Below are 26520 nucleotides of genomic sequence, written 5' to 3' on the forward strand. Positions count from 1 at the left end.
CCGCCCCCGCACTCCCCCAGCGGCGTTGATCGCCCGCTTCTCGCCCTCACATACTGCGCTGACCAGCGGCGGGCGCCGTGACGCCCCACGACTGGAACCACTCACACCACCCCGTCCCAAGCTCCTGGGGGAGACTTGCGCACACACGTGCAGAGAGCACGCGTCCTCGGCATCGCAGCGGCCGCGTCCGTGGCCCTGATGGCAGGCATGACCGGCCCCGCGACCGCCATCGCCGCGCACACGACGGCCGCACCGGACCTTCCACGCCCCGCCGGTGACGAGCGGATCCCGCTCGTCACCGGCGACCGCGTCGTGGTGAACTCCACGGGCCGGATGGTGGGCTTCGAGTCCGCCCCGGGCCGCGAGCACATACCCGTACAGGTGCAGCGCACCGGCGACCACACCCTCGTGGTCCCGGGCGACGCGCAGCGCCTGATCGCCACCGGCAGGTTGGACCAGCGCCTGTTCGACCTCGCCGTCCTCACCGATCCGCGGCTGCGCAAGAGCCACCGCGACGGGCTCAAGCTGATCGTGCAGTACGCGGGGGGTGCCACCGCCGCACGGACCGAGGTGCGTTCGGCCGGCGGCACCGACCTGCGGCGTACGTTCCCGACGATCGACGCCGACGCCATCCGCACGTCCCCGGACGAACTCGCCCGGGTGTGGGAGGCGCTGACCGACCGGCAGCGGACCGGCGCACGCGCCGCCGCCCCCGGCATCGCCCGGGTGTGGCTGGACGGGGTGAGCCGCGCGAGCCTGGACCGCAGCGTCCGGCAGATCGGCGCCGACCGGGCATGGGCGGCCGGTTACGACGGCAAGGGCGTCAAGATCGCCGTCCTCGACACCGGTGTCGACAAGACCCACGACGACCTCAGGACCCGGGTCGTCGGCGAGAGGAACTTCTCACCCTCCGCCGACGCCGTGGACCGCGTCGGGCACGGCACCCACGTCGCGTCGATCGCCGCCGGTACGGGTGCCAGGTCCGGGGGCCGGTTCAAGGGCGTCGCCCCCGGGGCCGAGCTGATCAGCGGGAAGGTCCTCGACGACGAGGGCTACGGGGACGACTCCGCCGTCATGGCGGGCATGGAGTGGGCCGCCGCCGAGGGCGCGGACGTCGTCAACCTGAGCCTGGGACACGGCGACAGCCCGGGCGTCGACCCCCTGGAGGCCACGATCGACCGGCTCTCCGCCGAGAAGGGGATCCTGTTCGCCGTCGCGGCGGGCAACGACGGCGAGGCCGGCGCGTCGACGGTGGGCTCGCCGGGCAGCGCGGACGCGGCGCTGACGGTCGGAGCCGTCGACAAGGACGACCGGCTCGCGCCCTTCTCCAGCACCGGCCCGCGCGTCGGCGACGGCGCCGTCAAGCCCGACGTGACCGCACCCGGCGTCGCCGTCACCGCGGCGGCGGCCCCCGGCAGCGCCATCGACACCGACCCCGCCACGCCGCATCCCGCTCCGGGCTACCTGCAGATCGACGGCACGTCGATGGCGACCCCGCACGTCGCGGGCGCCGCCGCGATCCTGAAGCAGCGGCACCCCGACTGGAAGTACGCCGAACTCAAGGGCGCGCTGGTCGCGTCCGCCGAGGGAGGCGCGAACCTGACCGCGTTCCAGCAGGGTTCGGGTCGCGTCCAGGTCGACCGGGCGCTGTCCCAGAGCGTCGTCGCCGAACCCGTCTCGCTGAACTTCGGCACGGCGCAGTGGCCGCACGCCGACGACCGGCCGCTCACCAGGAAGATCGCCTACCGCAACCTCGGGACCGTCGACGTCACCCTCGACCTGGCGGTGTCCACGCTGGACCCGGCGGGCAAGGCCGCCCCGGCCGGCTTCTTCTCGCTCGGCGCCCCGAAGGTCACCGTGCCGGCCGGCGGCACGGCCGAGGTCGATCTCGTCGCCGACACCCGGATCGGTACCGCCGACGGCACCTACTCGGGCTACGTCACGGCCACCGGCGCGGGCCAGACGGTGCGCACGGCCGCGGTGGCCGTACGGGAGGCGGAGTCGTACGACCTCACCATCCGCGCCGTCGGCCGCGACGGCGCCGACGCCCAGAACTTCTCCAGCACCCTGGTCGGCGTCTCCGGTCCCGCCGCGGGCTTCGGTGCCCGCGTCGACAACGAGCCGGGCAGCCACACGATCCGTGTGCCCAAGGGCGCGTACACCTTCAACACGGCCGTCTACCAGGACCCCTCGGACTACACCAAGGGCACCGACTGGATCGCACAGCCGAAGCTGGACGTCACCGGAGACATGACCGTCACGGCGGACGCCCGCACCACCGAGCCGGTGGACCTCACCGTGCCGGGCATCGACCGGGCGGACTACGCCGGCACGTACTACGAGCTCGCGACCGACATCGGACGCGTCGGCAACGGCTGGGTCCTCCGGGGCTTCACCGGCTTCCGCACCGCCCACCTGGGTCCGGCCGTCACCGACGGCACCCTCCTGCAGACCTGGGACGCGCACTTCCTCAAGGACGCCACCAGCCAGTACTCGGTGGCCTACGGCGGCCCGGCGCGCACCGTCGCGACCGGTTACACCAAGCACGTGAAGGCGAACGAACTGGCCACGCTCAAGGTCGGTCTCGGCGCCTCCGTCCCCGGGAAGAAGGCGCTCGCCTCGCCGTTCGCGCATCTGCCGGGCGCGCCCGAGGGCAACGGGTTCTCCGCGCCGCAGGCGGCGCCGGGCGCGCGCACCTTCTACGTCTCCACCTCCGACCGCGTCACGTGGGTCACCAAGTTCACGCAGGCGGGTCCGCCCGACGAGTGGGGCTACCCGGCCTTCGAGGGCAGCTACGAGATGACGCGGCCGCAGCGCTACGAGGCCGGGCGGACCTACCGGGAAGACTTCAACACCGGTGTCTTCGGCCCTCTGCTGAGCGAGAACGCGGGCGTGTTCCGCACGGCTCCCGACCCGGCGACGGGCGAGCAGAAGCTCGTCGGCTCGCTGCCGCTGTTCGCCGACGGCAAGGGCCACGCGGGGCTCGCCCCGTACGCCTCCGCCACGACGACGCTCTACCGCAACGGCGTCAGGATCGCGGCGAACGACGACCCGCTGACCGGTGAGAAGCCCTTCCCGGTCGGCGCCGAGGACGCGGAGTACCGGCTGACGACCTCCGTGGAGCGCCCGGCGAGCCTCGCCGCGGCCTCCACCCGGATCGACGCCGGATTCACGTTCCGGTCCCGGCAGGTCGCCGCCACGACCGCGCTGCCGGTCTCGACGGTGCGCTTCGCGGCCCCCGTCGACCTCGCCTCCCGGGCCCCGGCGCTCGCCCCGGTCCTGGTCCCGGTGACCGTGCAGGGCTCGGCGGCCGGGCAGAACCTCAGGTCGCTCACCGTGTCCGTGAGCTACGACGACGGAAAGACCTGGCAGACCGTCCCGGTGGTGGGCGGCCGGATCGGTGTGAAGAACCCGGCGAAGGACGCCGCGATCTCGCTCTCCGCCAAGGTCACCGACAAGCAGGGCAACACGTCGACCCTGACCGTCCACAACGCGTGGTACGGCAAGTGACGTAGGCCCTGAGCGGCCCCGCCCGACCCGGCGTCACCACTCTTGTGGTGGCGCCGTTCGGCCGTCACCGGCCGGGCGTCGGGACGCCATGTCGCGGGCGAGGTCGCCGGGCCGCGAGGACGCGTCCGGCCGGGCCGGCTTGACCTTGACACGGTGACAAGCCCTTCACTGCATGCCGAGGAGGTGGTCCCATGACGATCACGACACAGGAAGCCGCCGTGGCGCGGACACTCGGGGCGCTGGAGGACGGACGCCCGTCCGTACGGCTGCGGGCCGCGCTGGCGGCCGGCACCACACCGGACCCGCGCTTCGTCGACGGGCTCGTCGAGCGGTGCGGGGTCGAGCCCGAGTTCTTCGTCCGCGACATGCTGACCTGGGCCCTGACGCGCCACCCGGTGTCCCTCACGCTCCCCCGGCTGCTGCGCGCCGTCCGCTCCCCCCGCCCGCAGGCCCGCAGCCAGGCGCTGCACACCCTGTCCAAGATCGGTGACCGGCGGGCCTGGCCGTCGATCAGCCGGGAGCTGCTGACCGACGCCGACGACGAGGTGGCGCGCAGCGCCTGGCGGGCCGCGGCGCTGCTGGTACCGGAGGGTGCGGAGTCCGCGCTGGCCGTGGTGCTCTCGACCCAGCTCGGACGGGGTGACCGGGAGACGCAGCGGAGTCTCAGCCGTGCGCTGGTCGCGCTGGCCGAAGTGATGGTGCCGGCCGTGCGCGCCGCGGCCGCCGGAGCCGGTCCCCGGGTACGGGCCCATGCGCTCGCCACCGAGCGGCTGCTCCGTGACCCGGACAGCGACTTCGGGTTCGCGATCGAGGAGGCGAAGCGCGTCGTCGCCCTCGGCCCCGCCGGGCAGGCGGGACAATAGGGCGTGTTGATCGGTGAGGTGGCGCGAAGGTCCGGGGTCAGTGCCCGCATGCTCAGGCACTACGAGAAGCTCGGCCTGGTGCGCCCGTCGGGGCGGACGGGCTCGGGCTATCGGGAGTACGCCGGGGAGGACATCCGGCGGATCTTCCACATCGAGAGCCTGCGCTCGCTGGGCCTGTCGCTGCGCGAGATCGGGCTCGCGCTCGACGACCCCGGGTTCACGCCCGCGACGCTCGTCAGGGATCTGGTCCACCGGACACGCGAACGCATCGCCGCGGAGACCGAGCTGCTCCACCGGCTGAGCCGGATCGAGTCGGCGGAGCCCACCGACTGGCAGGACGTGCTCAAGATCGTCGCGCTGCTGCACGCGCTGGCCTCCCCGAACGCCGACACACGCCAACGCGCCGCACTGACCTCGGCCGAGGAGCCGCCGATCCCGGTCGAGGCCCTGGTCGACGCCGCGCTGCGCGAGGACGACCCGAACGTCGCCGGAGCCCTTCGGTGGGCGTTGGCGCGATCCGGGGCCGACGACGGCCCGGCGCTCCTGGCGAGGGCCCTCGCCTCGCCGCGGGCCACGGTCCGCAGCCGGGCCGTCCAGGCCCTCGCCGAACTGCCCGGCGATCGGGCGGCCCGTCGGCTGCGAGAGGCACTTGCCCACTCCGACACCGCCGTCCGCCGGTACGCGGCGCTGGCGCTCGGGGCACGCGGCGGAGCCGAGGCGATCCCCACCCTCGTCGACATGATCGTGGAGGGATCCCACGACACGGACGCGGCCGACGCGCTCGGCGCGCTGGCGAACGACGCCACGGCCGCGGACCGGATCGCCGCCCGCCTCGTCGGCCACCTCGACAGCCCCGCCACGGGATCACCCGCACGCGGTCGGCTCACCCAGGCGCTCGCCGGCATCCCCGGTCCGATCGCGTCACGCGCGCTGGAGGAGCTGTCGCACGACGAGGACCGTTCCGTCGCACTGACCGCGCAGTACCTGATCCGGCTGCGCGACACGGAATGAACGTCCGTGCGGCCGCCGCCGGCGCGGGAACCGCGGCCGCCATCGGGGTGGAGGCAGCCCCCGGGACCGGCGGTCCGCCCGCCCGCAAGGCCCGGCACCGGAGCGAGAACCCGAACGCGCGCACGTCAACCTGACGCCTCGCGATTCACCCCGTCGGATGGCGCAGGGTCGTCACGCCGTGGTGGCATCCGGTCAGCGCGGGCGGTGTGCCAGGGGGCGCCGGGTCCGGAGTGGGAGAGGAGGCGCGCCGGGGGGCGCGGGAGCGGCCGGACGGGCCGTGACCCAGGGTGCCGGCGCGCGCAAACCTCCCCGTCAGGGGTGGCCGGGACTCCTTCGACGCGCCTGTACGTCCGCCGGGGCGGGGGGTGAGCCTCGGAGCGATCCCGGCCCCGGCTCCCCCACCGCACACGGTGTGGGTCGTGGGCCCCCGCACCGTCGACAGACCGGAGACGTCAGCATGAGCACACCCCCTCCCGCCCCGCTGCGGGTCTCCCTCGTGAACGGCAGCTTCGAGCAGCCCTCCGTGACCGACATGGCGTTCCTGCCGGACGCCTCCCAGACGCAGGCCCCACGGAGCGTCCCGGGCTGGCTCACCACCGCGACCGACCACATGATCGAGTTATGGCACTCCGGATTCAACGGCGTGCCGTCGGCGGAGGGCGAGCAGTTCGCCGAGCTCAACGCGAACCAGGTCTCGACCCTCTACCAGGACCTGCCGACCACTCCCGGCACCAAGCTGTACTGGCGCCTCCACCACCGCGGCCGGCAGGGTCAGGACACCATGGCCCTCGACATCGGCGCCCCGGGCAGCGTGGTCGAGCAGCGCACCTTCACCGACGGCAACACGGCCTGGGGCCACCACACCGGCACCTACACCGTCCCGGCCGGGCAGACCGTCACGCGCTTCGCCTTCCGCTCCGTCTCGGCGGCCGGCGGCAACCGCGGGATCGGCAACTTCCTCGACGGCGTCTTCTTCGGCACCGCACCGCACGTGGTGCTCACCAAGACCGCCGTGCCGGCCGGCCCGTTGGACGTCGGTGACGTCGTCACCTACCAGATCACGGCGACGAACGAGGGCGGCGGCGCCGCCGAGCGGCTCACCCTCACCGACGTGCTGCCCGCCGGGACCGCGTACGTGCCCGGTTCCCTGCGCGTCGTCGACGGCCCGAACAGCGGCGCGAAGACCGACCGGGCGGGGGACGACCAGGCCTCCTACGACGCCGCGGCCCGTGCGGTCGTCTTCCGGCTGGGCACCGACGCCTCCGCCGCACAGGGCGGCAGCCTGGCCGACAGCGCGGCCCTGCCGGGCGGTACGACCGTCGAGTACCGGGTCGTGCTCGGTCCGGAGACCGCGGGGACGCGCGTCGCCAACACGGCGACGGCCGCCTACGAGAACCGGCTCGGGCCCACCCCCGAGTCGCTCACGGCCACGTCCGACGAGGCCGTCACCGAGGTCCGGCCGGCCGCGAACCTGGACGTGACGAAGGCGGCCGACGCCACCACCGTGAGCGTCGGGCAGACGGTCGGCTATCGCGTGACCGTCCACAACGCCGGTCCCAGCCCGGCGACCGGCGTCACCGTCACCGACCGGCTCCCCGACGGACTCGTCTTCCTCTCCGCCGACCCCTCACGCGGCACCTACGACCCCGGGGCCGGGCAGTGGACGGTCGGTGAACTCGCCGTCGGCGCACGCGCCACGCTCACCCTGCGGGCGAAGGCGACCCGCACCGGCCGGATCACGAACACCGCCTCCGCCACCGCCGTGGAGAAGGACCCGGACCCGACCGACAACGCCGACTCGGTGACCGTCTGCGTCGAACCGGCGCCGTCCTGCTGCGACCCCTGCCCGCCGCGCACCCAGGTGCATTGACCCGCGGCGTCGGCGACGCGGGTGAGGGGTGGAGGTCCGGGAGACAGGCCCGGCCGTCACACTCCCCGAAGGGTGCCCGGCAGGGGGAACGCGGAGCGCCTCCCGCGGCGTAGGCCCCTGCGCGGGCCGCCCCGGTGAGCAGCCCGCGCAGGGCGGCCCGCGCAGGGCAGCCCGCGCAAGGCGGCCCGTCTCCCCCCGGACGGCCCTGACACGGGCGGCCGGGGCGATCGGCGCACCGGTCGGGTGCGGACGGTCCCGCCGAGGGAGCCCCGGCGGCGGTCACCGGACCCGGGGCGCCGACCGGTCGGCCGGCCCTGCCCCCGTCGGCCGGCCCTGCCACCGTGGGAGGTCCGGGCGGGTCAGTGCCCCTCGCGGAGCCCCCACGGGGACTCGTACGCGGTGAGCAGGTCGAGGAACGGGCGGGGCGGCAGGGCCTCGGGGCCGAGGACGCCGCTGCCCTTCCACGTACCGTCCGCGATCAGTTCGAGGGCGATCACCGGGTTGACGGCCGTCTGCCAGACCACGGCCTGGGAACCGTACTCGCGCATCGACCACTCGTTGTCGACGACGTGGTACAGGTAGACCTCGCGGTCCGCCCCGTCCTTCGTCCCCCTGACCCACGTACCCGCGCAGGTCTTGCCCTTCATGCGGTCGCCCAGCGTCGCCGGGTCGGGCAGACACGCGGCCACCACGTCCCGCGGAGAGACGGCGACCGGCCCGTCGGGCCCGGGGACGGTGACCTTCGCGGTGGCGTCCAGGCCCAGCTCGTGGAGGGTCTTCAGCTTGGCGATGAAGTCGTCGCCGAGGCCGTACTTGAACGTCACCCGCCGCGCCCCCACCCAGCGGGGTATCAGCAGCACCTCCTCGTGCTCGACGTTGACGCACTCCACGGGGCCGATGCCGTCGGGAAAGTCGAACACCTCCGGCTCGCTGAACGGCGCCGTGGTGAACCACCCACGGTCCTTCTCGTAGACCACGGGCGGGTTGAGGCACTCCTCGATGGTGGTCCAGATGCTGAAGGAGGGCGCGAAGTCGTAGCCGTCGACCGTGAGGTTCGCGCCGTCGCGGACGCCGATTTCCTCGATCTCGTCGAAGAGCTCCTCGGCGGCGTAGCGGGCGAAGACGTCCGACAGGCCCGGCTCCACTCCCATGCCGACCAGGGCGAGGCGCCCGGCCTGCTCCCAGTCCTCGCTGCGGGCGAACTGCTCGTCGCCGAGCTTGACCCCGCACTGCGCGTACGGCTCGGTCGCATGCGGCACGGACAGCGACATCGCCATGTCCACGTAGTGGGTGCCGGCCGCGAGCGCGGCGGTGAAGAGCGGCATCACGAAGCGCGGATCGGTCGCGTTCAGGAGCACGTCGCACCGCTCCTCGACCAGGACGCGGCGTACCGCGTCCTGGTCGGAGGCGTCCAGGCGCCGCGCGCTGAACCGGCTGCCCCCGGGCCCGAGCGCGGCGACGGCCGCCTCGGCCCGGGCCAGGTCGTAGTCGGCGACGACCATGTGGGCCAGGAAGTCACGGCGGGCCGCGATACGGGTGACGGCGGTTCCGACGCCGCCCGCACCCACGAGAAGTACGCGCATGTCACACACCAATTCCTTCAGACGGTCCGGGCGACGGCGCCCGGGGGCATCCCGATGCAACACGACCTCGGACATCAAGGTCTACGGCGTTGGCATAAGCTCGCAGGGGTGTCGAACGGACGCGAAGGGAGGGTCCTGTGGCGAAGAAGGTGGTTCCGGAGGCGGAACGACGCAGGCGGCGGCCGACCCGGCAGGGCACGGTGCTGTCGGAACGGCTGATCGTGCAGACCGCCCTGCGGATGCTGCGCGAGCACGGCAGCGCCGGACTGACCGCCCGCCGGCTGGGGAGCGCCCTGGGCGCCGACCCGAGCACCCTCTACCGGTACTTCGCCGGGCTGGACGACCTGACCCGGGCCATCGGCGAGGAGCTGATGGGCCGGGCGCTGGACAGCTGGGCGCCCACCGGGACGTGGCGCGCCGACCTTCACGCCCTCGGCCTGGCGATCCACGCCTCCTATCTCGCCCATCCCCAGGCCGCGCTGCTGACCGCCAGCCGGGTCACGGGCCGGCCCCGGGAGATCGAGGTCGACGAGACGATCCTCGGATTCCTCCGCGGGGCTGGCTTCGGCGACGCGGACGCGGTCGGGGTGTACCACGCGTTCATCGACCTGGCCCTGGCCTTCGCGGCTCTGGACGCGGGAGCGCTGGCGATCAAGGACGAGGCCCGGGCGGCCGACGAGGACATGTGGACCACCACGTACGCCCGGCTCTCCCCCGCGACCCACCCGCACATCGCCGCCACCGCGCAGCTGCTGGCCGACCGGATGAACGAGAGCGCCTACCCGGTCGTCCTGGACACCCTCCTGGACCGGGCGGAGGCGCGGCTGGCGGCCGTGCGGAGCCGCGGTACGGGGAAGGGAGGACTCAGGGAGCAGCGGGTGTCGGAGACGGGAACCTGAGCGCGGCGGGAGCCGGCCCGGGATCCCGCTACGGGGCCGGGGCCGGGAGCGGGAATCCGAACGGCGCACGGCCGGCACGCGAACCGGGACGCAACCGGGCCCGGGAGCGGGACCCTGCGCCGAGGCCGCACGGGGACCGAGCGGCGAACGAAGCCTCCTGCGGGCCGGGGCCGGCGGATCGTTGCCGCAGCATGTCGATCGCGTGGCGACGCCGCCCGGCGCCGGAGCGAGGGCCGCCCAGGCGCCTGGCATCCGGGACAACGGCCCCGGCACCGCCGGCCGGGACCACCCCCGTCTCCGCCAAGGGCAGGTTCCCATGAGCGCTCCCCCACCTTCCCCCTCGACGAGGCACTGCCACGCCTCTCCGAACTGAGCGTCGTCGACGTGCGGACCCCCGGCGAGTTCGCCACCGGGCATCTGCCGGGCGCGGTCAACATCCCGCTGGACCGCCTCGAGGCCGGTCTGGCGGATCTGCGACAGGCCGCCGGGAGGCGACCGCTCCTCCTCGTGTGCGCCTCCGGCGCCCGTTCCGGGAGGGCGGCCGTGATCCTCGCCTCCCGCGGGATCGGCGCGACGAGCCTGGCCGGCGGGACCCGCGGCTGGAGCTCCGCGGGTCACCCGCTCGCGCACCCGCCCGGCCCGGTACGGAGCGTCTGGGCGATGGAGCGTCAAGTGCGCTTCACCGCGGGTTCGGTGGTGCTCCTCGGTCTGCTTCTGGGCCTGTCGGCGTCGATCGCCGGGGGCCTGGTGTTCTCGGCGCTCACCGACACCTGCGGCCTGGCGGTGGTCCTCGGCCGGCTCCCGTGGAACCGGCGGGGAAGGGGCGATGTCCGACCCCGCTGATAGCGTGCCGCCGCCGGTCAAGATCATCCGTGGAAGGCGGCAGGCGTGCGGGAAGTGGCACAGCACGAGGTGAGCGAGAAGCGCGTCACCGAGGCGCTCGACGGCATCGGGAGGAGGGCCTTCGGCCACTGGCACAACATGCGTTACGGCTCCTTCGGCCTCGACCGACTGCGGGACATGCGTGACGACCTGCTCGATCACGTCGCCGCTCGCAGTCTGAGCGTGCCCGAACTCGACGATGCGTCACGCGTCGCGCTGCGGACCGCGGCGGAGTGCTCGCTGGGGGTGATCAGCCTGGGCTGCTATCCCAACGGCGACCAGGAGATCGTGTTTCCGCTGGTCGGCGAGGAGCTGACGAGCGAGGAGACGGCCTTCGCGGACATCGTCGACGAGGCGCCCACGGCGCGGACGTGGCTGGACACCTTCGCGGCCGTCATGGTCAGCGGCCTGGTGTGGGACCGGCAGCGGGTCATCGGGCTGCTGCTCCGGGAGGACTACGCGCCGTCCATCCGGGACGGGCTGCCGTACGCGACGCTGACGTCGGCCTCGGAACCGGCCGACCTGGCGGCCATGGACGCGCTGTGCGGCTACCTGACCCGGGCGAGCGGGCACCTCCCCCGCGACTGGCCGGCCGTCCCGCTGCGCAAGCCCGCTCCCGAGGAGCGCGCCGAGGCAGCCCGGCGACTGGACGTGGCGGGCGAACTGACTCCGGACCAGCGGCTGTTGCGGGTCCTGCTCGACGACGAGCAGACCGCCTTCGAGCAGGCCCTCGTCAACCGGCTGGTCGCGCACCGGGAGAGCCTGGACGCGGACCCGGCCCCGCGGACCCTGCTGCCTCTGGAGCCCCTCGCCCTGGCGGCACTCGCGGTCCAGGTCCACGGGTGGGAACTGCGCGTCCGCTCCGGCTATCTGCCGCAGGGCATCGTGGGCCGCACCGACGCGCTCCAGCGAGGCGGCGACACCGGACGGAACGACCTCGGCCCCGCCCGGTAGCGGAGGTCGACCGATCCTTCATGCCGCGTGCGGCTCGTGGCCTCCCCCTCACGGCTCAGGAGCGCACGGCCCACGCCTCACGGGCCCGCGGATCGGGGCCCGCACGCACGGCTCACCGCGCGGCACCGCCGCCGGGTCGCTCACCCGCGCGCTCCGCGAGCGGGACCGTTCGCGCGGGACGCGTACGCGCGCACGTCGGCGTCCGGGTCGCGGGTGGCCGCCGTGAGGGCGGTCCGGGCCGCCGGGGCGGTGCGGTGGGCGAGGAGGGAGAGGAGGGCCCTGCAGGCGTTCGAGGCCGTGCGGGTACTTCTCGCACACCACCACGGTCCCCACGCCGGGCTGCCGCTCGACCAGCCGTTCGCCGCGCAGCAGGTCCAGGGCCTGACGCACGGTGTTGCGGCTGGCCCGGTGGTCCGCGGCGATGGCGTCCTCCAGGGGAAGGATCCGCTGGGGGAAGCCGCCCGTCAGGATCTGGTGGCGCAGCAGATCGGCGAGCTGTCGGGCCCGGTCCGCACGCAGCCGTCGGCGGCGCGCGGCGGCGACCGGGCGGGCTGCGGGGGTGGGTTCGGCTGGCATGGCAGGGAACGTACCCGGGGAGCGCCCAGGGTGGTGTTGCCACAGTATTGCGCCACCTGACACCCCGTGGACACTGCTCTGACCTGCGGTTTCACGGAGGATGCGACGAGATCCGCCACATGTGCGTCCACAACGTGGACGACGACCACCCACCATGCGGCCGGGGCGCCGAGGGAACGCCCGCACCACCCAGGGCGGGGGCGGGGCGGCCCGACGGGCCCCTGGCGCCGGTGCGGGCGGGGCCCGGCGCCGGGTGGGGCGGGGCTTCGTCCGTCCGTTCCGGCGTAGGGGGAGCACACTGGCAGGAGGGGGCGGAAGGCCTGCCCCGGCCGGGGTTCGGCCGGTCCCGCCCACTCGCGGAAGAGGGTGCGCGGATGCCCAGAACCCGGTCCTCGTCCCGCTCGCGCTACGCCCCCGACCGGGGGCTCGCGACGCGCATGGCGACGACGATGTTCCTGATCGGTCTGCTGTACGTGGTGTTCGTCGGCGTCCTGCTGGTCCTGCTGCGCGGATCCTGGCCGATCATCCTCCTGATCACGGGAGCGCTGTTCGTCGGGCAGTTCTGGTTCAGCGACCGGATCGCCGCGCTGGGCATGGGGGCCCGCGAGGTGACCCGCGAGGAGGCTCCCGAGCTGCACGGCACCGTGGACCGGATCTGTGCGCTGGCCGGCATGCCGAAGCCGAAGGTGGCCGTCGCCGAGAGCGACGTGCCGAACGCGTTCGCGACGGGCCGGGGCGAGAAGACCGCTCTCGTCTGCGTCACGACCGGCCTGCTGCGGCGCCTGGAGCCGGACGAGCTGGAGGGGGTCCTCGCGCACGAGATGTCGCACGTGGCGCACCGGGACGTCGCGGTCATGACCATCGCGTCCTTCCTCGGCGTCCTCGCCGGGATGATGACGCGGGTCGCGCTCTACAGCGGTCTCGGCCGCAGCCGGGACAGCACCATGGGCCTCGCCGTGCTTCTGGTTCCCGTGGTCAGCGCCGCCGTCTACGTCGTCAGCTTCCTGCTGACCCGGGTGCTGTCCCGCTATCGCGAACTGGCCGCCGATCGCGCCGCCGCGCTCCTCACGGGCCGTCCGTCGGCGCTCGCCTCCGCGCTCACCAAGATCAGCGGCGAGATGGCCCGGATCCCGGCGAAGGACCTGCGCAAGGCGGAGCCGTACAACGCCTTCTGGTTCGCGCCGGCCTTCTCCTCCAAGGAGAGCCTGAGCCGCCTGCTCTCCACCCACCCCACCCTGGAGCAGCGGCTGGAGCAGCTCACGCGGATCTCGGCGCAGCTCGGTGGGGCGTGACGGCGGTGGGGCTCCTCGACAGCATCCTCGGCCGCAGCCGCCCCGTGCGGCCCGATCTGGACCGTCTCTTCGGGCTGCCGGCCGCGGCGCTCACCCTCCAGGCGGGGACGGGTCTCGTCCCGGCAGGCGCCGGGTCGGTGTGTTTCGCCGCGGTGGAGGGCGGGGCCTTCGCGCGTCTGAAGGGAGACGTGCGGGATGTCCTCGACCTCGGGGTGGCGCCCGCACCCGATGAGGGCGCGGGCGGAGGCGAGGGCCGGGGCGCGGGGCCGGGGGCGTACCCCGTGACGTACAGCTCCGACGCGTACGGCTACACCTGGCTCACCGTGCGGCGGCCCGCCGAGGACCTGATCACGCTGGTCAACGACCTGCACGCGGTCAACGCGCTCCTCGAGGAGGCCGGGTTCGGGCCGAACCTGCTCTGCTCCCTGACCTCCTTCCGCGCTCCGGCGGCGGGGGCGCACGGCCCGGAGGCTGACGGGGGCCGGACGGAGGGCTCGTGGTCGGACGATCCGGCGGCCGGAGGGCAGCGGGCGCGCGACCTCGCGCTCGTGTACCTGTACAAACGCGGCACCTTCTATCCCTTCGCACCCCGCACCGATCGCGCCCAGAGCCGCGACAACGTCCTCGAACTGCAGGTCAGGGGGCTGCTCGCCGGTGACCTGGCGATGGAGCCGGACATGGAGCGGTGGTTCCCGGTCTGGGGTGCGCCGGGGCTCGGCGGGGCGGAGGGGCTCCCGGGAGCGTGATCGCCGCGCGGTCGGCCCGCACGGCGCCGGCGGCGGAGGCGTGCGCGCCCGGCGTCCATCGGCGCCGGGGCGGCGTGCGGGAGGCGCTCGCCCGGAACGGACAGTGCGGCGCCGTCAGTCGGCGATCGGCCAGTTCAGTTCGGTGCGCAGCTCCCGCGGGTCCATGTCCGGCGTCGGCTGCGTCACGTACACCTCCCACCGGTCCTCCCCGCCGCGCAGTCCCTGCGCCCTGATCCAGGCTCCGAGTCGCTCCCAGGACTCCGCGAGGCCGTCGAACCCGCCCCGGTGGGTCACCCGTGCGACCCGCCCGCCGGGCAGCACACCGGTGGCCACTCCGTCCTCGGCCCGCACCTCGCGTCCCGTGACGAATCCGACCTCCAGGTTCAGCTTCTCTCCCGGTGCTCCGTGATGGAGCCCGAAGGCGGCGCTCTTCGGGGGGACCTGCTGCCGGTGCAGCACCCGGCCGAGGGCCCCGAAGGCCCCATCGAAGAAGGTGCGCAGTTCGTCGAGGGCCACGACGCCGCGCACGACGGCGGTGATCTCGGGTTCGAGTTCCACGAGCCGGGGCTGCTGCTCGGGGTCCGGGGTGGTGCTGTCGTGGTCGCTCTGCATGCTCATGTCCCTCCGACACTCCGATCCGCGTTGACGGCGTACGGGGAACGTACCGACCGGACGGACGCCGCACCGGGTCGGCGCGCCCGGAGCCGCGACGACCCGGTGCGGCGTGCGGCCGGCGCCCGGGCGAAGGGGCCGCGGCGCGGAGATCCGGCCCACGGGTGCCGGTTGATACGATCCCGCATCATGTGGGGAAACGACACCCCGCCGGGGGGTCCAGGCCGGGAGGCGGGCAGCGCCGCGGGAGGGAACGCCGGCAGGCCTTCCTCGACGCCGCCGCCACGGTGCTCGCCGAGCAGGGGTACGAGGCCGCCACGCTCAAGGCGATGGGCGAGAAGGCGGGCATTCCCACCGCCTCCGTCTACTACTACTTCTCCGACCGTCACGAGGTCGAGGCCGAGCTCATGCAGGGCCACATGGGCGCACTGCGGGAACTCATCGACGGCCTTCCTCCTCTGCTGGCTCGGCAGCGCACGTCCCTGGCAGCGGACCGCACGGGTCCGGCGAACCACGGGCGGGCGCCCGGCGGACGAGGGGCAGGTCATGGCTCCTGACCGTGGCGCCCCTCAGGCGGGCGCCGGCTCCGACCGGGGTGGCGCCACCGGATGAATCCGCGTCCCGAACGCCCGTCGGGACGATTCGCCATCGGACGGCGAGGGCGTCGTCCGGGGTCGTCGCCGGTCCCGGGCGGCGCCCGGACCCCGGCTCGGACTCCCAGGCCGGGGCCTGGAGCCGTTCAGCGGACCCAGCCGCGGGTGAGGGTCCGGACGGCCGAGCCGTCGAGGTCGGCGAGGGTGGTGCCGACGAACTCGCGGGCCCAGTCGGAGGTCTGGACGCGGAACGGGGGCGCGTCCGCGGTCAGGGCCTCGACGATCGGGGCTGCGGCCTCGAACGACGTCTGGGCGTTGCCGAAGGACGTCTGGGTGCGGGCGAGGTACGCCTGGAGTGCGGGGGCGTACGGTCCGGCCGCGGCGAGCATCGCCGGGATGTCCAGACCGATGTTGGCGACGAACTCGCTCGCCACCGCGCCCGGTTCGATGACGGTGACGTCGACACCGACGGTGGCGGCGACGGGGGCGAGCGACTGCATGAAGCCCTCGACGGCGAACTTCGCCGCACAGTAGGCCTCGTTGAAGGGCTGCCCGACCGCGCCGCCCACGCTGGTGACGGTGATCACGCGGCCCTGGGACGCCCTCAGGTGGGGCAGGGCGGCGCGGGTGGCGGCGACGACGCCGAAGAAGTTGACCTCCATGGCGGCACGGACCTCGTCGAGGCTCATCTGCTCGATGGTGCCGACCTGGGCGGCGCCCGCGTTGTTGACCAGTGCGTCGAGGCGCCCGTGCTCGGCGATCACCTCGTCCAGGCCGGTGGCGATCGTGTCGGGCTCGACGACGTCCAGGCGCTTGACCTGGATCCGGTCGGTGACCGCGTGTTCGGCGGCCGTCTTGAGCAGGGTCTCGGCCTTGCCGGTGTCGCGCATCGTGGCGACCACGGTCCAACCGGCCCGGGCCGCGGCCACGGCGGCGGCCAGGCCGATGCCGGAGGACGTACCGGTGATCAGGACGGTCTTCTCGCTGGGCATCAAGGGGTCTCCTCGTCTGTCGGAACGGAGCGCCCGGGCCGATAACCGGGGAACTCCCCATTTACCTCGGGAGGCTAACCGGGGAACTCCCCGGTTGTCCAGATAGACTGGGATCCCGACGAAGGGAGCAGCCTTGACCACCCAGCCGAGCGTCTTGCGCGCCGATGCCCGCCGCAACCGGGAGCGCATCCTCGAAGCGGCCGTCCGCGCTTTCGCCGAGAAGGGCGCGGACGTCCCGATCGACACGATCGCCAAGGCCGCCGGCGTCGGCTCCGCCACGCTCTACCGCCACTTCCCCACCCGCGAGGCGCTGGTCGAGGCCGCCTACCGCAACGAGCTGGCCCGGGTCTGCGACAGCGCCGCCGAGCTGCTGGCCGGCCTCCCGCCGGACCGGGCCCTGCGCCTGTGGATGGACCGCTTCATCGACTACCTGGCCGCCAAGCAGGGCATGGCCGACGCCCTGCGGGCCGCGGTGGCGTCCGGCGCGGACCCCTTCGCCGAGACCCTCGACCGGCTCAGCGCGGCGATCGGATCCCTGCTCCGGGCGGGAGCCGAGGCCGGCCTCCTGCGTGCGGACGTCGACCCCTTCGACGTCGGCCTCGGCCTCTCCGGTGTCGCGCTGATCACCAGTTCCCCTGCCCAGCGGGAGCGGTCCGGCCGCCTTCTCGACCTGCTCCTCGACGGGCTCCGGCACGGGGCGCAGGGGTAGTCCCCGGCGGTGGTGCGCCGCCCGCGGGCCCGTCGCGCGCCGGCGCTTCTCGTGGCCTCGGGTCCCCGGTGGGCGCCCGTCGGCATGCCGGAGCCGACCGGGAAGCCGCCCTCGGCCCGCGAGCAGGGTCCCGACGCCGTGCCACGGCGGGCCGTCCGGGCCCGGCCACGGGAATTCCCCGGAGAAGTCCGGACGGCGATGTCGAGAAGCCGCGTCCGGCTCCGTCCCAGGGGTGAACGCGGCCAGAATGGGTCGCACCACCGAGGAGGACCACCATGGCGAAGTACCTGCTGCTGAAGCACTACCGCGGCGCCCCGGCCCCGGCCAACGACGTCCCGATGGACCAGTGGACCCCGGAGGAGATCTCGGCGCACATGCGGTACATGCACGACTTCGCGGCCCGGCTGGAGAAGACCGGCGAGTTCGTCGACGGTCAGGCCCTCGCCCCCGAGGGAGCATGGGTCCGCTACGACGGGGAGGGCCGCCCGCCGGTCACCGACGGACCCTTCGCCGAGACGAAGGACCTCATCGCCGGCTGGATGATCATCGACGTCGACGGCTACGAACGGGCCGTCGAGCTGGCCGGGGAGCTCTCGGCCGCCCCCGGGGCGGGCGGGAAGCCGATCCACGAGTGGCTGGAGGTACGCCCGTTCCTGGCCGCTCCGCCCACCATCACGGAGTGACGTCACCGATGGACGAGGTTCTGCTCAGGAGCCTCACACCGAGCGTGCTCACCGTCCTCGTCCGCCGCGGAGCCGACTTCGCGGCGGCCGAGGACGCCGTGCAGGACGCGCTGGTGGAGGCGCTCCGGGTCTGGTCGGCGGACCCGCCGCGGGACGCCAAGGGCTGGCTGGTCACGGTGGCCTGGCGCAAGTTCCTCGACGCCACCCGGGCGGACGCCGCGCGGCGGCGGCGCGAGGATCGCGTCGAGGAGGAACCCCCGCCCGGGGCGGCGCCCGCGGTGGACGACACGCTCCAGCTCTACTTCCTGTGCGCCCACCCTTCGCTGACCCCGGCATCGGCGGTCGCCCTCACGCTGCGTGCCGTCGGCGGGCTCACCACCCGCCAGATCGCCGAGGCCTACCTGGTGCCCGAGGCGACCATGGCGCAGCGCATCAGCCGGGCCAAGCGGACCGTCGCCGGGGAACGTCTCGACCGCCCCGGCGATGTCGCCACCGTGCTGCGCGTCCTCTATCTCGTCTTCAACGAGGGCTACTCCGGCGACGTCGACCTCGCCGCCGAGGCCATCCGGCTCACCCGGCAGCTCGCGGCGCGCATCTCCCATCCCGAGGTGGCCGGGCTCCTCGCCCTGATGCTGCTCCACCACGCCCGGCGCCCCGCCCGGACCGCACCCGACGGCAGCCTGGTGCCGCTCGCCGAACAGGACCGCGGCCGGTGGGACACCGCGTCGATCGCCGAGGGCGTCGCGATCCTGCAGGCGGCCCTCGCCCTCGACAGGCTCGGCGAGTTCCAGGCCCAGGCCGCCGTCGCGGCACTCCACGCCGACGCGCCCACCGCCGAGGAGACCGACTGGGTGCAGATCGTCGAGTGGTACGACGAGCTCACCCGTCTGACCGACAGCCCGGTCGTCCGGCTCAACCGCGCCGTGGCCGTCGGGGAGGCCGACGGGCCGCGCGCCGGGCTGGCGGCGCTCGCGGCACTGGACGCCTCGCTGCCCCGCCACACGGCGGTGGCGGCGTACCTCCACGAGCGCGACGGCGACCTGGCGACGGCGGCGCGCCTGTACGCCGAGGCGGCCCACCGGGCGCCCAACCTCGCCGAGCGCGATCACCTCACCCGCCAGGCCGCCCGCCTCAACGCCCACCGACGCCCCTGACGGCACCCACCCCCGGGGCCTCCCGCGGCGCGGGGCACACACCCTTCGCACGGGGCGCCCCACCCACCCCGGCGCCGTCCGGGCCGCCCGCGACGTGCGCGGGGCACATCGGCTCAGGAGCCGGGCGTCCGGGAAGGGCCGCCGGGCCGGGCCCGCTGCTCGTCGCCGGCACGGGCGACGAGCAGCGGCTGGAAGAACCCCGTCTCCCCGGGCAGCCGCCACTCGACGTCGACGAAACCCGCCTCGGCGGCGAGGGCGGAGAGCCGGTCCCGGCCGAGCGCCCAGTAGGTCGTCCGGCGGACCTGGACGGCCGAGGCCTCGCCGGCCCGGGCGCCTGCCTGCGCGCGAACAGCCCGCGAACAACCCGCGCCGACGCTGCCGTTCGGCGCTCGTGGGCCGGGGGACGGTCCTCTTCGGGGCCGGTGTTGCCAGGACCTCGTGCACGGCGGAACCTGGACCGCCTCCTCGCCCCGGTGGCATGATCGGTCTCCATGACAGCCATCCGAAAGGCCCATGCCGCGTAGACGGCCCAGCGCGCTGCGCACCCGAGGAGCGGGACTCCTCCCGCTGTGCGCGGGAATCAGGCCGTGGTGGGACGGCCGGATCCGTGAATCCGGGCCCACGCGCCTCACGGGGCTTTCCTCCCGGACGGTCGCCGCGATCCATCGTGCGGAGCGTCGACGCGCGTACGACGAGGGACTGTGGCCCGGCGCCACCCGATCGGCTCTCGACGCCTACCGCAGGTTCCTCTCCCTCCCCGGCCGTTACGTGTATCTGCGTCGTCCCCACTGCCCCTGTGAGGTGTGCGAACGTGAGGAGAACGTCGCGCTCGCCCGGGACCTGCTCGATCTGGTCGTCCGCAGGCTTCCTCCCCGTCCACGCCGGGATCTGGAGTCCCTCCTGGCACCGATGGACGACGAACTCCGGCGCAGGACGCTCCCCGACCCGTTCGCCTACCGGCATCCGCACCGCAGAGGAGGCTGGTGGCACCGGCGCCTCTATGACGAGACCCCTCTCCTCTGACGTCCCTGAGTCCACGGAGGCACCCGCTCGCGTTTGCCGGTGCCGGTGCCGGTGCCGTGCACCCGCACGGGCCCCGCACGGCCGGGGTACGGCGACACGCCGGACGGCGCGGACGGCGCGGAGCATGACGGGACGGGCTGTTAGGGTGTCGGCGACCTGATTCTTGTATCGAGGAGTCGCAGACGTGGCGGGTGACGACGACATCTCCGGGTGAGACCCGGATCTGACGGCCACCGGGCGTGCCGAGGAAGCGCCGCCGGAGTGGCCGGTTCGTCGTACCCCTTCACCCCCCGTCTGCCCGGGGCGGAGCTCTGCCCGCCCCCCGCCCTCACGAGGTCTCCCCATGTCCGACGCCACCGTCGTCTGCTCGAACCTGTCCTTCTCCTGGCCCGACGACACCCCGGTCTTCCAGGACCTGTCCTTCACCCTGACCGGCGGCAGCACCGGCCTGGTCGCCCCCAACGGATCGGGGAAGAGCACCCTGCTCAAGCTGATCGCCGGCGAACTCCGTCCCACCGGCGGCTCGTTGTCCGTCGGGGGCACGCTCGGCCACCTGCCGCAGAGCCTCCCCCTGACCGGTGACCTCACGGTCGCCGAGGTGCTCGGCGTCGCCGAGGTGATCCGCGCCCTGGACGCCGTCGAGTCCGGTGACGTCGGCGAGGAGCACTTCACCACCATCGGCGACGACTGGGACATCGAGGAGCGCACCCGCGCCCAGCTCGACCGTCTGGGCCTTGCCGGTCTCGCCCTCGACCGCACCCTCGGCACCCTCAGCGGCGGTCAGATCGTCTCGCTCGGCCTCGCCGCGCAGCTGCTCAAGCGTCCCGACGTCCTCCTGCTCGACGAACCGACCAACAACCTCGACCGCGAGGCCCGGCACAGGCTGTACGAGGTCCTGGCGGACTTCAACGGACTCCTGCTGCTCGTCGCCCACGACCGCGCCCTGCTCGACCGCATGGACGGCATCGCCGAGCTCGGCAGCTCGCGACTGCGGTTCCACGGCGGCAACTTCACGTCCTACGAGGAGTCCGTGCGAGCCGAGCAGGAGGTCGCCGAGAAGAACGTCCGCAACGCCGAGCAGGAGCTGAAGCGGGAGAAGCGGGAGCAGCAGCAGGCTCGTGAACGTGCCGAGCGCCGGGCGAGCAACGCCGCCCGCAACCTGAAGAGCGCCGGACTCCCGCGCATCTTCGCGGGCACCATGAAGCGCGGAGCCCAGGAGTCCGCGGGGCGGGCCGGCCAGCTCCACGCGTCCCGGGTCGGCGAGGCCAGGGCACGGCTCGACGAGGCCGGCCGGGCGCTGCGCGAGGAGCAGCGGATCACCCTGGAACTGCCCGACACCCAGGTGCCCGCGGGACGCGACCTGTTCTTCGGCGAGGGGATGCAGGTCCGGCACGACGGCGAGGCCGTGTTCGCGGAAGGGGGCGTCGACCTCTCCGTACGCGGGCCCGAGCGCATCGCCCTGACCGGCCCGAACGGCTCCGGCAAGACGACCCTGCTGCGGCTCGTCACCGGCGAACTGGGCCTGGACGAAGGAGAGGTCAAGCGCGCCGACGGTCGCGTCGCCTATCTCTCACAGCGTCTGGACCTGTTGGATCCGGACCGTACGGTGGCCGAGAACTTCGCGGCGTTCGCTCCCGAACGGCCGGAGGCGGAGCGGATGAACCTGCTCGCGCGCTTCCTGTTCCGCGGTGCCCGGGCCCATCTGCCCGTCGGTGTGCTCTCCGGCGGCGAGCGGCTGCGGGCCACGCTGGCCTGCGTCCTCTGCGCCGAGCCCGCTCCGCAGCTCCTGCTGCTCGACGAGCCGACGAACAACCTCGACCTGATCAGCGTGGGGCAGTTGGAGAGCGCACTCGACTCCTACCGGGGTGCCTTCCTGGTGGTCAGTCACGACGAGCGGTTCCTCGCCGCGATCGGGGTGACCCGCTGGCTGCGGCTCGCCGACGGCATGCTCGGCACGACGTCAGCCCCGACGGAGTGAGCCCGTGGGGTCCGGGTCCCCGGGTGCGACGCCTCGCGCCGGGGACCCGGACCCCACGGGGCGGGGCATGCCCCGCCGTGCGCCGAGGAGCTCGTGTCGCCGCCGACAGGCGGCCGGCCCCGCCCCTCGGCGTGCGAAGTGGTCTCGCCCCGACGAGCAGCCGGCCTCACGTCCGCCACACAGGGCCCCCGGCAAGCGCCCGGTCTTGCCTCTCCGCGCCGTCACCCGTCAAGATGGTGACGTGAATCGTGACCATGTCTTCGTCTGCGGGCACCCCGTGCTCGACTTCGCGGCCACGCTGCGGGCCCAGCGGTCGGCGCGCTGCGAGATGCTGGCGACGCCGGAGCGGCTCAACGCCTGGTACCTGGAGTCCGGACTGGTGGACACGATCACACCCGCCGGCGAGGACGACGTCCGGGACGCGATCGCGGTCCGCGAGGCGGTATACCAGCTGGTCACCGGTCGTCGTCTCGGCGAGGGCCTCGACCGCCAGGCCGTGGCGGTGCTCAACGCCGCCGCGCGCCGGGCCCCGGCGACACCGCAGCTCACTCCCGCGGGCCGGCACACCGACGCGACGCCCGCGCAGGCCCTGGCCACTCTCGCCAGGGCGGCCGTCGAGCTGCTCAGCGGCCCGGACGTCCCCCTCCTCAAGGAGTGCGGCAACCCCGAGTGCACGCGCGTCTACATCGACCGCTCGCGCGGCATGCGCCGGCAGTGGTGCGGGATGGAGTCCTGCGGCAACAGGATCAAGGCGGCCGCCTACCGGGCCCGGAGGAAGACCACGCCCGGGACGGCCGGCGGCTGACCGGCCGTCCCGACCGCTCCCTACAGCCCCATGTCGAGGGCCAGGCACGCGGAGTACTTCCACGAGCCCGCGGGGTCGTACCCGGCACCGGCCCCACCCGGTGCGCCGTCGACCTCCTCGGTCATGTCCTCGAAGCGGACGTGTGCGGGAAGGCTTCCGTAGCGCGCCTGCCGTGCCGCTTCCGCAGCAGCGGCGTCCGCGGGGCGTTCCTGCTTCTGCATGTTCGTGCTCCCCTTCCGTGCGGTGTCCTCTCCGGCCGCCGCCGTCGCACCGTCGGCGGCGGCCGGCCCGGCGACGGGCCTCCGCTAAGGCGGTCGGCGCCGCCTGACGCAGGTCATGGCCGAGGTACGCGGTGACGCCGCGGGCGGGGCGAGGTGCCCCCGCCGCACGCTGCCGAGCCCGAGCCGTGGGACCGGCCAGTGGACACGTCGACTTCCTCCTCCAGCTTGTCACCAGTTCAACCGGTGACGCAAGGGCACGCCCTCCGCGATCGGCGCATCCGCCCGCCACCTGCCGGGCAGGGCGTCGCCCAGGGCGGCACGCCTCGCCGGAGGCCGTCCCGGGCGTCCGGCGCCCACCGCGGGAAAACCCTTTGGCGGCCGGATCCGGCGTCGCTACGGTGAAGCCCACAAAGCACCTCCCGGTGCGCGGGCAGGCGGCTACTTCCTCCCAAGAACCATGCCGCAGGCCACTTCTGATCTCGGGAGGCACATGGCGGCGGGGTGCCCGGTGCGCAGGCCGGGGATACTTCCACTGTTCATGGGGCGGTCGCGGGTTCGAATCCCGTCCGGCGCTTCGGGCGCCGGTAGCTCAGCGGCAGAGCACCTTGTCTCCCCTGCCGATTCGATCTCGGGCACCCTCCGCCATGCCTCCCCTCCACACGTGAGGGGCCGATGGCTCGCTTCAACCTCCGCGGCACCCGTCCGGCCGCCGGCTCGCCGGTGACCACGACCGGTGGGCGGACCAGGACCCACGAGGGCGCGAGCGCCCTTCTCCGCGATGCCAGGAGCGAGCTCTTCCTCCTGTCCGTCGCCCACACCGTCGGCACCGACGCCTTCTACGAGAAGGCGGCGGAACGCGACGACCGGTTCACCGCCCTCGTACGGCAGCTCGCCGTCGAGGACCCCACGTGGACCTCCGAACTGCTCGGCTGGCTGCGCCGCGACGGCAACATGCGGACCGCCTCGCTCGTCGGCGCGGCCAAGTTCGTCAAGGCCCGGCTCGACGCGGCCCCCGGCGCCGGGGCCGTCACGGCCGGCGCGCCCTGGTCGAACCGCTCGGTGGTCGACTCGGTGCTGCAGCGAGCCGACGAGCCCGGTGAGCTCCTCGGCTACTGGACCGGCCGGTACGGCCGCCGCCTCCCGAAGCCGCTGAAGCGCGGTGTCGCCGACGCCGTGCGACGCCTCTACGACGAGCGGTCCCTGCTCAAGTACGACACCGACGCCCGGAGTTACCGCTTCGGCGACGTCCTGGAGCTCGTCCACGCCGCGCCGCACCCGGACAAGCCGTGGCAGGGCGAGCTGTTCCGGCACGCCATCGACCGGCGGCACGGTCGCGGCGACGCCGTCCCGCCGCGCCTGCGGACGCTCGCGCGGCGGGCGTCGCTGATGGCCCTGCCCGTCACCGAGCGCCGCGGGGTGCTGCACGACCCCGTGAAGCGGGAGGCGCTCGCGGCGGCGGGAATGACCTGGGAGGCGCTCGCGGGCTGGCTCCAGGGCCCGTTGGACAAGGACGCGTGGGAGGCCGTCGTCCCGTCCATGGGGCTGATGGCGCTCGTCCGGAACCTGCGGAACTTCGACCGGGCCGGCGTCTCCGACGAGGTCGCCGCGCAGATCGCCGCCCGTCTGGCCGACGCCGACGAGGTACGCCGGTCCCGCATGTTCCCGTTCCGCTTCTGGGCCGCGTACAAGGCCGCGCCGTCCCTGCGCTGGGGCCACGCCCTGGAGCAGGCGCTCGGTCACTCGCTCGCCCAGGTGCCCGCGCTGTCGGGCCGCACGCTGATCCTGGTCGACCGGTCGCCGTCGATGTTCCCCGGCTACGGCTACTCGACGCCGAACCGGTCCGACATCCCGCTCGCCGAGCAGGCCGCCGTGTTCGGCGTGGCCCTGGCCGTGCGCGCCCAGGCGCCGACGCTCGTCGAGTTCGGGCAGAACTCGCGACGGATCGACGTACCGCGCGGGGCGAGCGTGCTGCGCCTCGTCGACGGGTTCGGGCAGATCCCCGGCACCGACATCCCCTCGGCGGTCAGACAGCACTACGCCGGTCACGACCGGGTGGTCATCGTCACCGACGAGCAGACGCGCCCCGGCTGGCTGCCGTCGAACTGCCACGGGTACGGCGACGGCATGCCCGAGACCCTCATCGACGACCTCGTCCCGAAGCGCGTGCCCGTGTACATGTGGAACATGGCCGGCTACCGCGAGGCGGCCATGCCGTCCGGCGGCGCCAACCGGCACGCGCTGGGCGGCCTGACCGACGCGGCGTTCCGGATGATCCCGCTGCTCGACGCCGGCCGGGACGCGCACTGGCCCTGGGAGTCCGCACGGGACTGACACCCGGCGTCCCGCAGGGCACCCGCGCCTCGTCGGCCTGCCCGAACACCCGGTCGGCTGACACGCAATCAGTGCCGAAGTCCCTTCAGGGAAAGTACGATCAAGGGATGTCCGACATGACCGAGACCACGCCCGGCTGGCTGAGCACCGACGAGTTGCACACGGCCAGAACCCAGGTGCCGATCCTGTACGTCGAGGCCGTGCCCGTACGGGTGGACGACAGCGGCGAAGTCACCAGCATCGGACTGCTCCTGAGGATCGGCGCCGACGGAACGATCAGCCGCACGCTGGTGTCCGGCCGCGTCCTGCACCACGAGCGGATCCGTGACGCGCTGCTCCGGCACCTGGAGAAGGACCTCGGCCCGGTCGCGCTGCCACGGATCCCGGCCTCCCTGCAGCCCTTCACGGTGGCCGAGTACTTCCCCACGACCGGCATCACTCCGTACCACGACCCGCGCCAGCACGCGGTGTCGCTCGCCTACGTCGTGCCCGTCACCGGAGACTGCCGCCCGCGACAGGACGCCCTGGACCTGGTCTGGCTCAGCCCGCAGGAGGCGGCCTCTCCCGCCGTGCAGGGCGAGATGCCCGGGGGGCACGGGGTGCTCCTGAGGCAGGCGCTGGCCCACGTCGGACACGTCTACTGAGCGACCGTACGGAGGCGCACACCGAAGGGCCGGCCGCCTGATCGAGGTGGCCGGCCCTCCGCGCGCTCCGGGGTCCGCCGGGCGGGCGGACACGTGCCCGGGGTACGGGCGCACACGGCGCGAGACACGACGTCAACCGCGCGCCCTCGTGCGCCGTCACCGTGTGCAGGGTTTGCCGTGCGGCGGTCCGCGCGAGCCCGGGGACGAGCGCCTGCCTGGTGGTGCGGGCGCCGTCCCGCGCCGGGCACCGCCGCGACGAGCCGTGCCGCCGGCCGGGTGGCGAAAGGCGTACGCGATCTTGCCTTAGGGTCGGCCCGGGCGTCGCGAGAGATCCTTCGCCCGTGCCGGGCCATGCGGGCCCGGCGGATCGGACGGCGGGCTCGCCCGCTCACAGGAGGCTTGCATGGACCGCGGCATGCCCTGTCGTGACCCTCGGCCCACCTCGACGGGACCCGGCGGCCCCGCCGTCGCGCGGGCAGCAGCCGGACCGGCGCGATGAGCTGGTGGGGGTGGCTGCTCGTCACCTGGCTCGTCCTCCAACCCGTCCTCGCGCTGCTGTGGCACCTTTTCATGCGGAACCGCAAGCAAC

Annotated in this window: 22 protein-coding genes and 1 pseudogene; 18 read left to right on the forward strand and 5 right to left on the reverse strand. The window is 73.9% G+C overall.

Going from position 1 to position 26520, the window contains the following annotated elements:
- The first annotated feature begins 207 nt into the window (after positions 1–207).
- From ACGF1Z_RS01145 to ACGF1Z_RS01160, 4 genes are all read left to right on the forward strand, one after another.
- The gene (locus ACGF1Z_RS01145; RefSeq protein WP_393000255.1) at positions 208–3510 is read left to right on the forward strand and encodes a S8 family serine peptidase; all 3303 of its coding nucleotides are present in this window, start codon (positions 208–210) and stop codon (positions 3508–3510) included.
- Between the two features lie 191 nt (positions 3511–3701).
- Positions 3702–4373 carry a HEAT repeat domain-containing protein gene (locus ACGF1Z_RS01150; RefSeq protein WP_392998547.1) on the forward strand — a complete coding sequence of 224 codons (672 nt, stop codon included), beginning with the start codon at positions 3702–3704 and terminating at the stop codon, positions 4371–4373.
- A 3-nt stretch (positions 4374–4376) separates the two neighbouring features.
- Positions 4377–5384 carry a HEAT repeat domain-containing protein gene (locus tag ACGF1Z_RS01155; protein WP_392998549.1) on the forward strand — a complete coding sequence of 336 codons (1008 nt, stop codon included), beginning with the start codon at positions 4377–4379 and terminating at the stop codon, positions 5382–5384.
- Between the two features lie 457 nt (positions 5385–5841).
- Positions 5842–7254, forward strand: a complete 1413-nt coding sequence (locus ACGF1Z_RS01160) for a hypothetical protein (RefSeq protein WP_392998551.1) — start codon at positions 5842–5844, stop codon at positions 7252–7254.
- Between the two features lie 359 nt (positions 7255–7613).
- Here ACGF1Z_RS01160 and ACGF1Z_RS01165 read toward each other — a convergent pair whose 3' ends face one another.
- Positions 7614–8837 (reverse strand): saccharopine dehydrogenase family protein, encoded by a 1224-nt coding sequence (locus tag ACGF1Z_RS01165; protein WP_392998553.1) that lies wholly within the window; start codon positions 8835–8837, stop codon positions 7614–7616.
- Between the two features lie 137 nt (positions 8838–8974).
- Between ACGF1Z_RS01165 and ACGF1Z_RS01170 the strand changes: the two genes are divergently transcribed.
- From ACGF1Z_RS01170 to ACGF1Z_RS01180, 3 genes are all read left to right on the forward strand, one after another.
- Positions 8975–9736 (forward strand): TetR/AcrR family transcriptional regulator, encoded by a 762-nt coding sequence (locus tag ACGF1Z_RS01170; RefSeq protein ID WP_392998555.1) that lies wholly within the window; start codon positions 8975–8977, stop codon positions 9734–9736.
- A 384-nt stretch (positions 9737–10120) separates the two neighbouring features.
- Complete coding sequence (locus ACGF1Z_RS01175; RefSeq protein ID WP_392998557.1) at positions 10121–10579, forward strand: rhodanese-like domain-containing protein; 459 nt, start codon at positions 10121–10123, stop codon at positions 10577–10579.
- Positions 10580–10624: 45 nt separating this feature from the next.
- Complete coding sequence (locus ACGF1Z_RS01180) at positions 10625–11572, forward strand: immunity 49 family protein (protein WP_392998559.1); 948 nt, start codon at positions 10625–10627, stop codon at positions 11570–11572.
- 276 nt (positions 11573–11848) lie between these two features.
- Here ACGF1Z_RS01180 and ACGF1Z_RS01185 read toward each other — a convergent pair.
- Positions 11849–12148, reverse strand: a pseudogene (locus tag ACGF1Z_RS01185) (winged helix-turn-helix domain-containing protein); the annotation flags it as partial.
- Between the two features lie 374 nt (positions 12149–12522).
- On the opposite strand from ACGF1Z_RS01185, the gene htpX reads away from it, so the two are divergent.
- Both htpX and ACGF1Z_RS01195 read left to right on the forward strand, forming a co-directional pair.
- Positions 12523–13440 (forward strand): zinc metalloprotease HtpX, encoded by a 918-nt coding sequence (htpX, locus tag ACGF1Z_RS01190; protein ID WP_392998561.1) that lies wholly within the window; start codon positions 12523–12525, stop codon positions 13438–13440.
- Positions 13441–13445: 5 nt separating this feature from the next.
- Complete coding sequence (locus ACGF1Z_RS01195; protein ID WP_393000257.1) at positions 13446–14186, forward strand: hypothetical protein; 741 nt, start codon at positions 13446–13448, stop codon at positions 14184–14186.
- 114 nt (positions 14187–14300) lie between these two features.
- Here ACGF1Z_RS01195 and ACGF1Z_RS01200 read toward each other — a convergent pair whose 3' ends face one another.
- Entirely contained in the window at positions 14301–14804 is a 504-nt protein-coding gene (locus ACGF1Z_RS01200; RefSeq protein WP_392998563.1) for a GyrI-like domain-containing protein, read from the reverse strand.
- Positions 14805–14989: 185 nt separating this feature from the next.
- Here ACGF1Z_RS01200 and ACGF1Z_RS01205 point away from each other — a divergent pair, with 185 nt between their 5' ends.
- A complete protein-coding gene (locus ACGF1Z_RS01205) occupies positions 14990–15355 on the forward strand; it encodes a TetR/AcrR family transcriptional regulator (RefSeq protein ID WP_392998565.1) in 366 nt (121 codons plus the stop codon).
- A gap of 182 nt (positions 15356–15537) precedes the next feature.
- Here ACGF1Z_RS01205 and ACGF1Z_RS01210 read toward each other — a convergent pair whose 3' ends face one another.
- Positions 15538–16383: an SDR family oxidoreductase gene (locus ACGF1Z_RS01210; RefSeq protein WP_392998567.1), complete on the reverse strand. Its 846-nt coding sequence runs from the start codon at positions 16381–16383 to the stop codon at positions 15538–15540.
- Positions 16384–16516: 133 nt separating this feature from the next.
- On the opposite strand from ACGF1Z_RS01210, the gene ACGF1Z_RS01215 reads away from it, so the two are divergent.
- From ACGF1Z_RS01215 to ACGF1Z_RS01240, 6 genes are all read left to right on the forward strand, one after another.
- Positions 16517–17092, forward strand: coding sequence for a TetR/AcrR family transcriptional regulator (locus tag ACGF1Z_RS01215; RefSeq protein WP_392998569.1), 576 nt, complete (start codon positions 16517–16519; stop codon positions 17090–17092).
- 275 nt (positions 17093–17367) lie between these two features.
- Complete coding sequence (locus ACGF1Z_RS01220) at positions 17368–17775, forward strand: YciI family protein (RefSeq protein ID WP_392998571.1); 408 nt, start codon at positions 17368–17370, stop codon at positions 17773–17775.
- 8 nt (positions 17776–17783) lie between these two features.
- The gene (locus ACGF1Z_RS01225) at positions 17784–18929 is read left to right on the forward strand and encodes an RNA polymerase sigma factor (RefSeq protein WP_393000259.1); all 1146 of its coding nucleotides are present in this window, start codon (positions 17784–17786) and stop codon (positions 18927–18929) included.
- Between the two features lie 801 nt (positions 18930–19730).
- Complete coding sequence (locus tag ACGF1Z_RS01230; RefSeq protein ID WP_392998573.1) at positions 19731–19952, forward strand: hypothetical protein; 222 nt, start codon at positions 19731–19733, stop codon at positions 19950–19952.
- A 343-nt stretch (positions 19953–20295) separates the two neighbouring features.
- Positions 20296–21930, forward strand: a complete 1635-nt coding sequence (locus ACGF1Z_RS01235) for an ABC-F family ATP-binding cassette domain-containing protein (protein WP_392998575.1) — start codon at positions 20296–20298, stop codon at positions 21928–21930.
- Positions 21931–22171: 241 nt separating this feature from the next.
- Positions 22172–22735: a CGNR zinc finger domain-containing protein gene (locus ACGF1Z_RS01240; protein WP_392998577.1), complete on the forward strand. Its 564-nt coding sequence runs from the start codon at positions 22172–22174 to the stop codon at positions 22733–22735.
- Positions 22736–22755: 20 nt separating this feature from the next.
- Here the strand turns inward: ACGF1Z_RS01240 and ACGF1Z_RS01245 are convergent, their stop codons facing one another.
- Entirely contained in the window at positions 22756–22956 is a 201-nt protein-coding gene (locus ACGF1Z_RS01245; protein ID WP_392998579.1) for a hypothetical protein, read from the reverse strand.
- Positions 22957–23628: 672 nt separating this feature from the next.
- Between ACGF1Z_RS01245 and ACGF1Z_RS01250 the strand changes: the two genes are divergently transcribed.
- Both ACGF1Z_RS01250 and ACGF1Z_RS01255 read left to right on the forward strand, forming a co-directional pair.
- On the forward strand, positions 23629–25287 hold the full coding sequence (locus ACGF1Z_RS01250; RefSeq protein WP_392998581.1) for a TROVE domain-containing protein: 1659 nt from the start codon (positions 23629–23631) through the stop codon (positions 25285–25287).
- A 116-nt stretch (positions 25288–25403) separates the two neighbouring features.
- The gene (locus ACGF1Z_RS01255) at positions 25404–25931 is read left to right on the forward strand and encodes an NUDIX hydrolase family protein (RefSeq protein WP_393000261.1); all 528 of its coding nucleotides are present in this window, start codon (positions 25404–25406) and stop codon (positions 25929–25931) included.
- Positions 25932–26520 lie beyond the last annotated feature (589 nt).

The organism is Streptomyces sp. NPDC048018 (genome assembly GCF_043202995.1).
GTDB lineage: Bacteria > Actinomycetota > Actinomycetes > Streptomycetales > Streptomycetaceae > Streptomyces.

Excerpts from the sequence above, each read along its gene's own strand:
- ACGF1Z_RS01210 (WP_392998567.1), bottom strand. The coding sequence starts at position 16,383 with ATGCCCAGCGAGAAGACCGTCCTGATCACCGGTACGTCCTCCGGCATC.
- ACGF1Z_RS01165 (WP_392998553.1), bottom strand. The coding sequence starts at position 8,837 with ATGCGCGTACTTCTCGTGGGTGCGGGCGGCGTCGGAACCGCCGTCACC.
- ACGF1Z_RS01150 (WP_392998547.1), top strand. The coding sequence starts at position 3,702 with ATGACGATCACGACACAGGAAGCCGCCGTGGCGCGGACACTCGGGGCG.
- ACGF1Z_RS01220 (WP_392998571.1), top strand. The coding sequence starts at position 17,368 with ATGGCGAAGTACCTGCTGCTGAAGCACTACCGCGGCGCCCCGGCCCCG.
- ACGF1Z_RS01250 (WP_392998581.1), top strand. The coding sequence starts at position 23,629 with ATGGCTCGCTTCAACCTCCGCGGCACCCGTCCGGCCGCCGGCTCGCCG.
- ACGF1Z_RS01200 (WP_392998563.1), bottom strand. The coding sequence starts at position 14,804 with ATGAGCATGCAGAGCGACCACGACAGCACCACCCCGGACCCCGAGCAG.
- ACGF1Z_RS01225 (WP_393000259.1), top strand. The coding sequence starts at position 17,784 with ATGGACGAGGTTCTGCTCAGGAGCCTCACACCGAGCGTGCTCACCGTC.
- ACGF1Z_RS01160 (WP_392998551.1), top strand. The coding sequence starts at position 5,842 with ATGAGCACACCCCCTCCCGCCCCGCTGCGGGTCTCCCTCGTGAACGGC.
- ACGF1Z_RS01245 (WP_392998579.1), bottom strand. The coding sequence starts at position 22,956 with ATGCAGAAGCAGGAACGCCCCGCGGACGCCGCTGCTGCGGAAGCGGCA.
- ACGF1Z_RS01255 (WP_393000261.1), top strand. The coding sequence starts at position 25,404 with ATGACCGAGACCACGCCCGGCTGGCTGAGCACCGACGAGTTGCACACG.
- ACGF1Z_RS01145 (WP_393000255.1), top strand. The coding sequence starts at position 208 with ATGACCGGCCCCGCGACCGCCATCGCCGCGCACACGACGGCCGCACCG.
- htpX (WP_392998561.1), top strand. The coding sequence starts at position 12,523 with ATGCCCAGAACCCGGTCCTCGTCCCGCTCGCGCTACGCCCCCGACCGG.
- ACGF1Z_RS01235 (WP_392998575.1), top strand. The coding sequence starts at position 20,296 with ATGTCCGACGCCACCGTCGTCTGCTCGAACCTGTCCTTCTCCTGGCCC.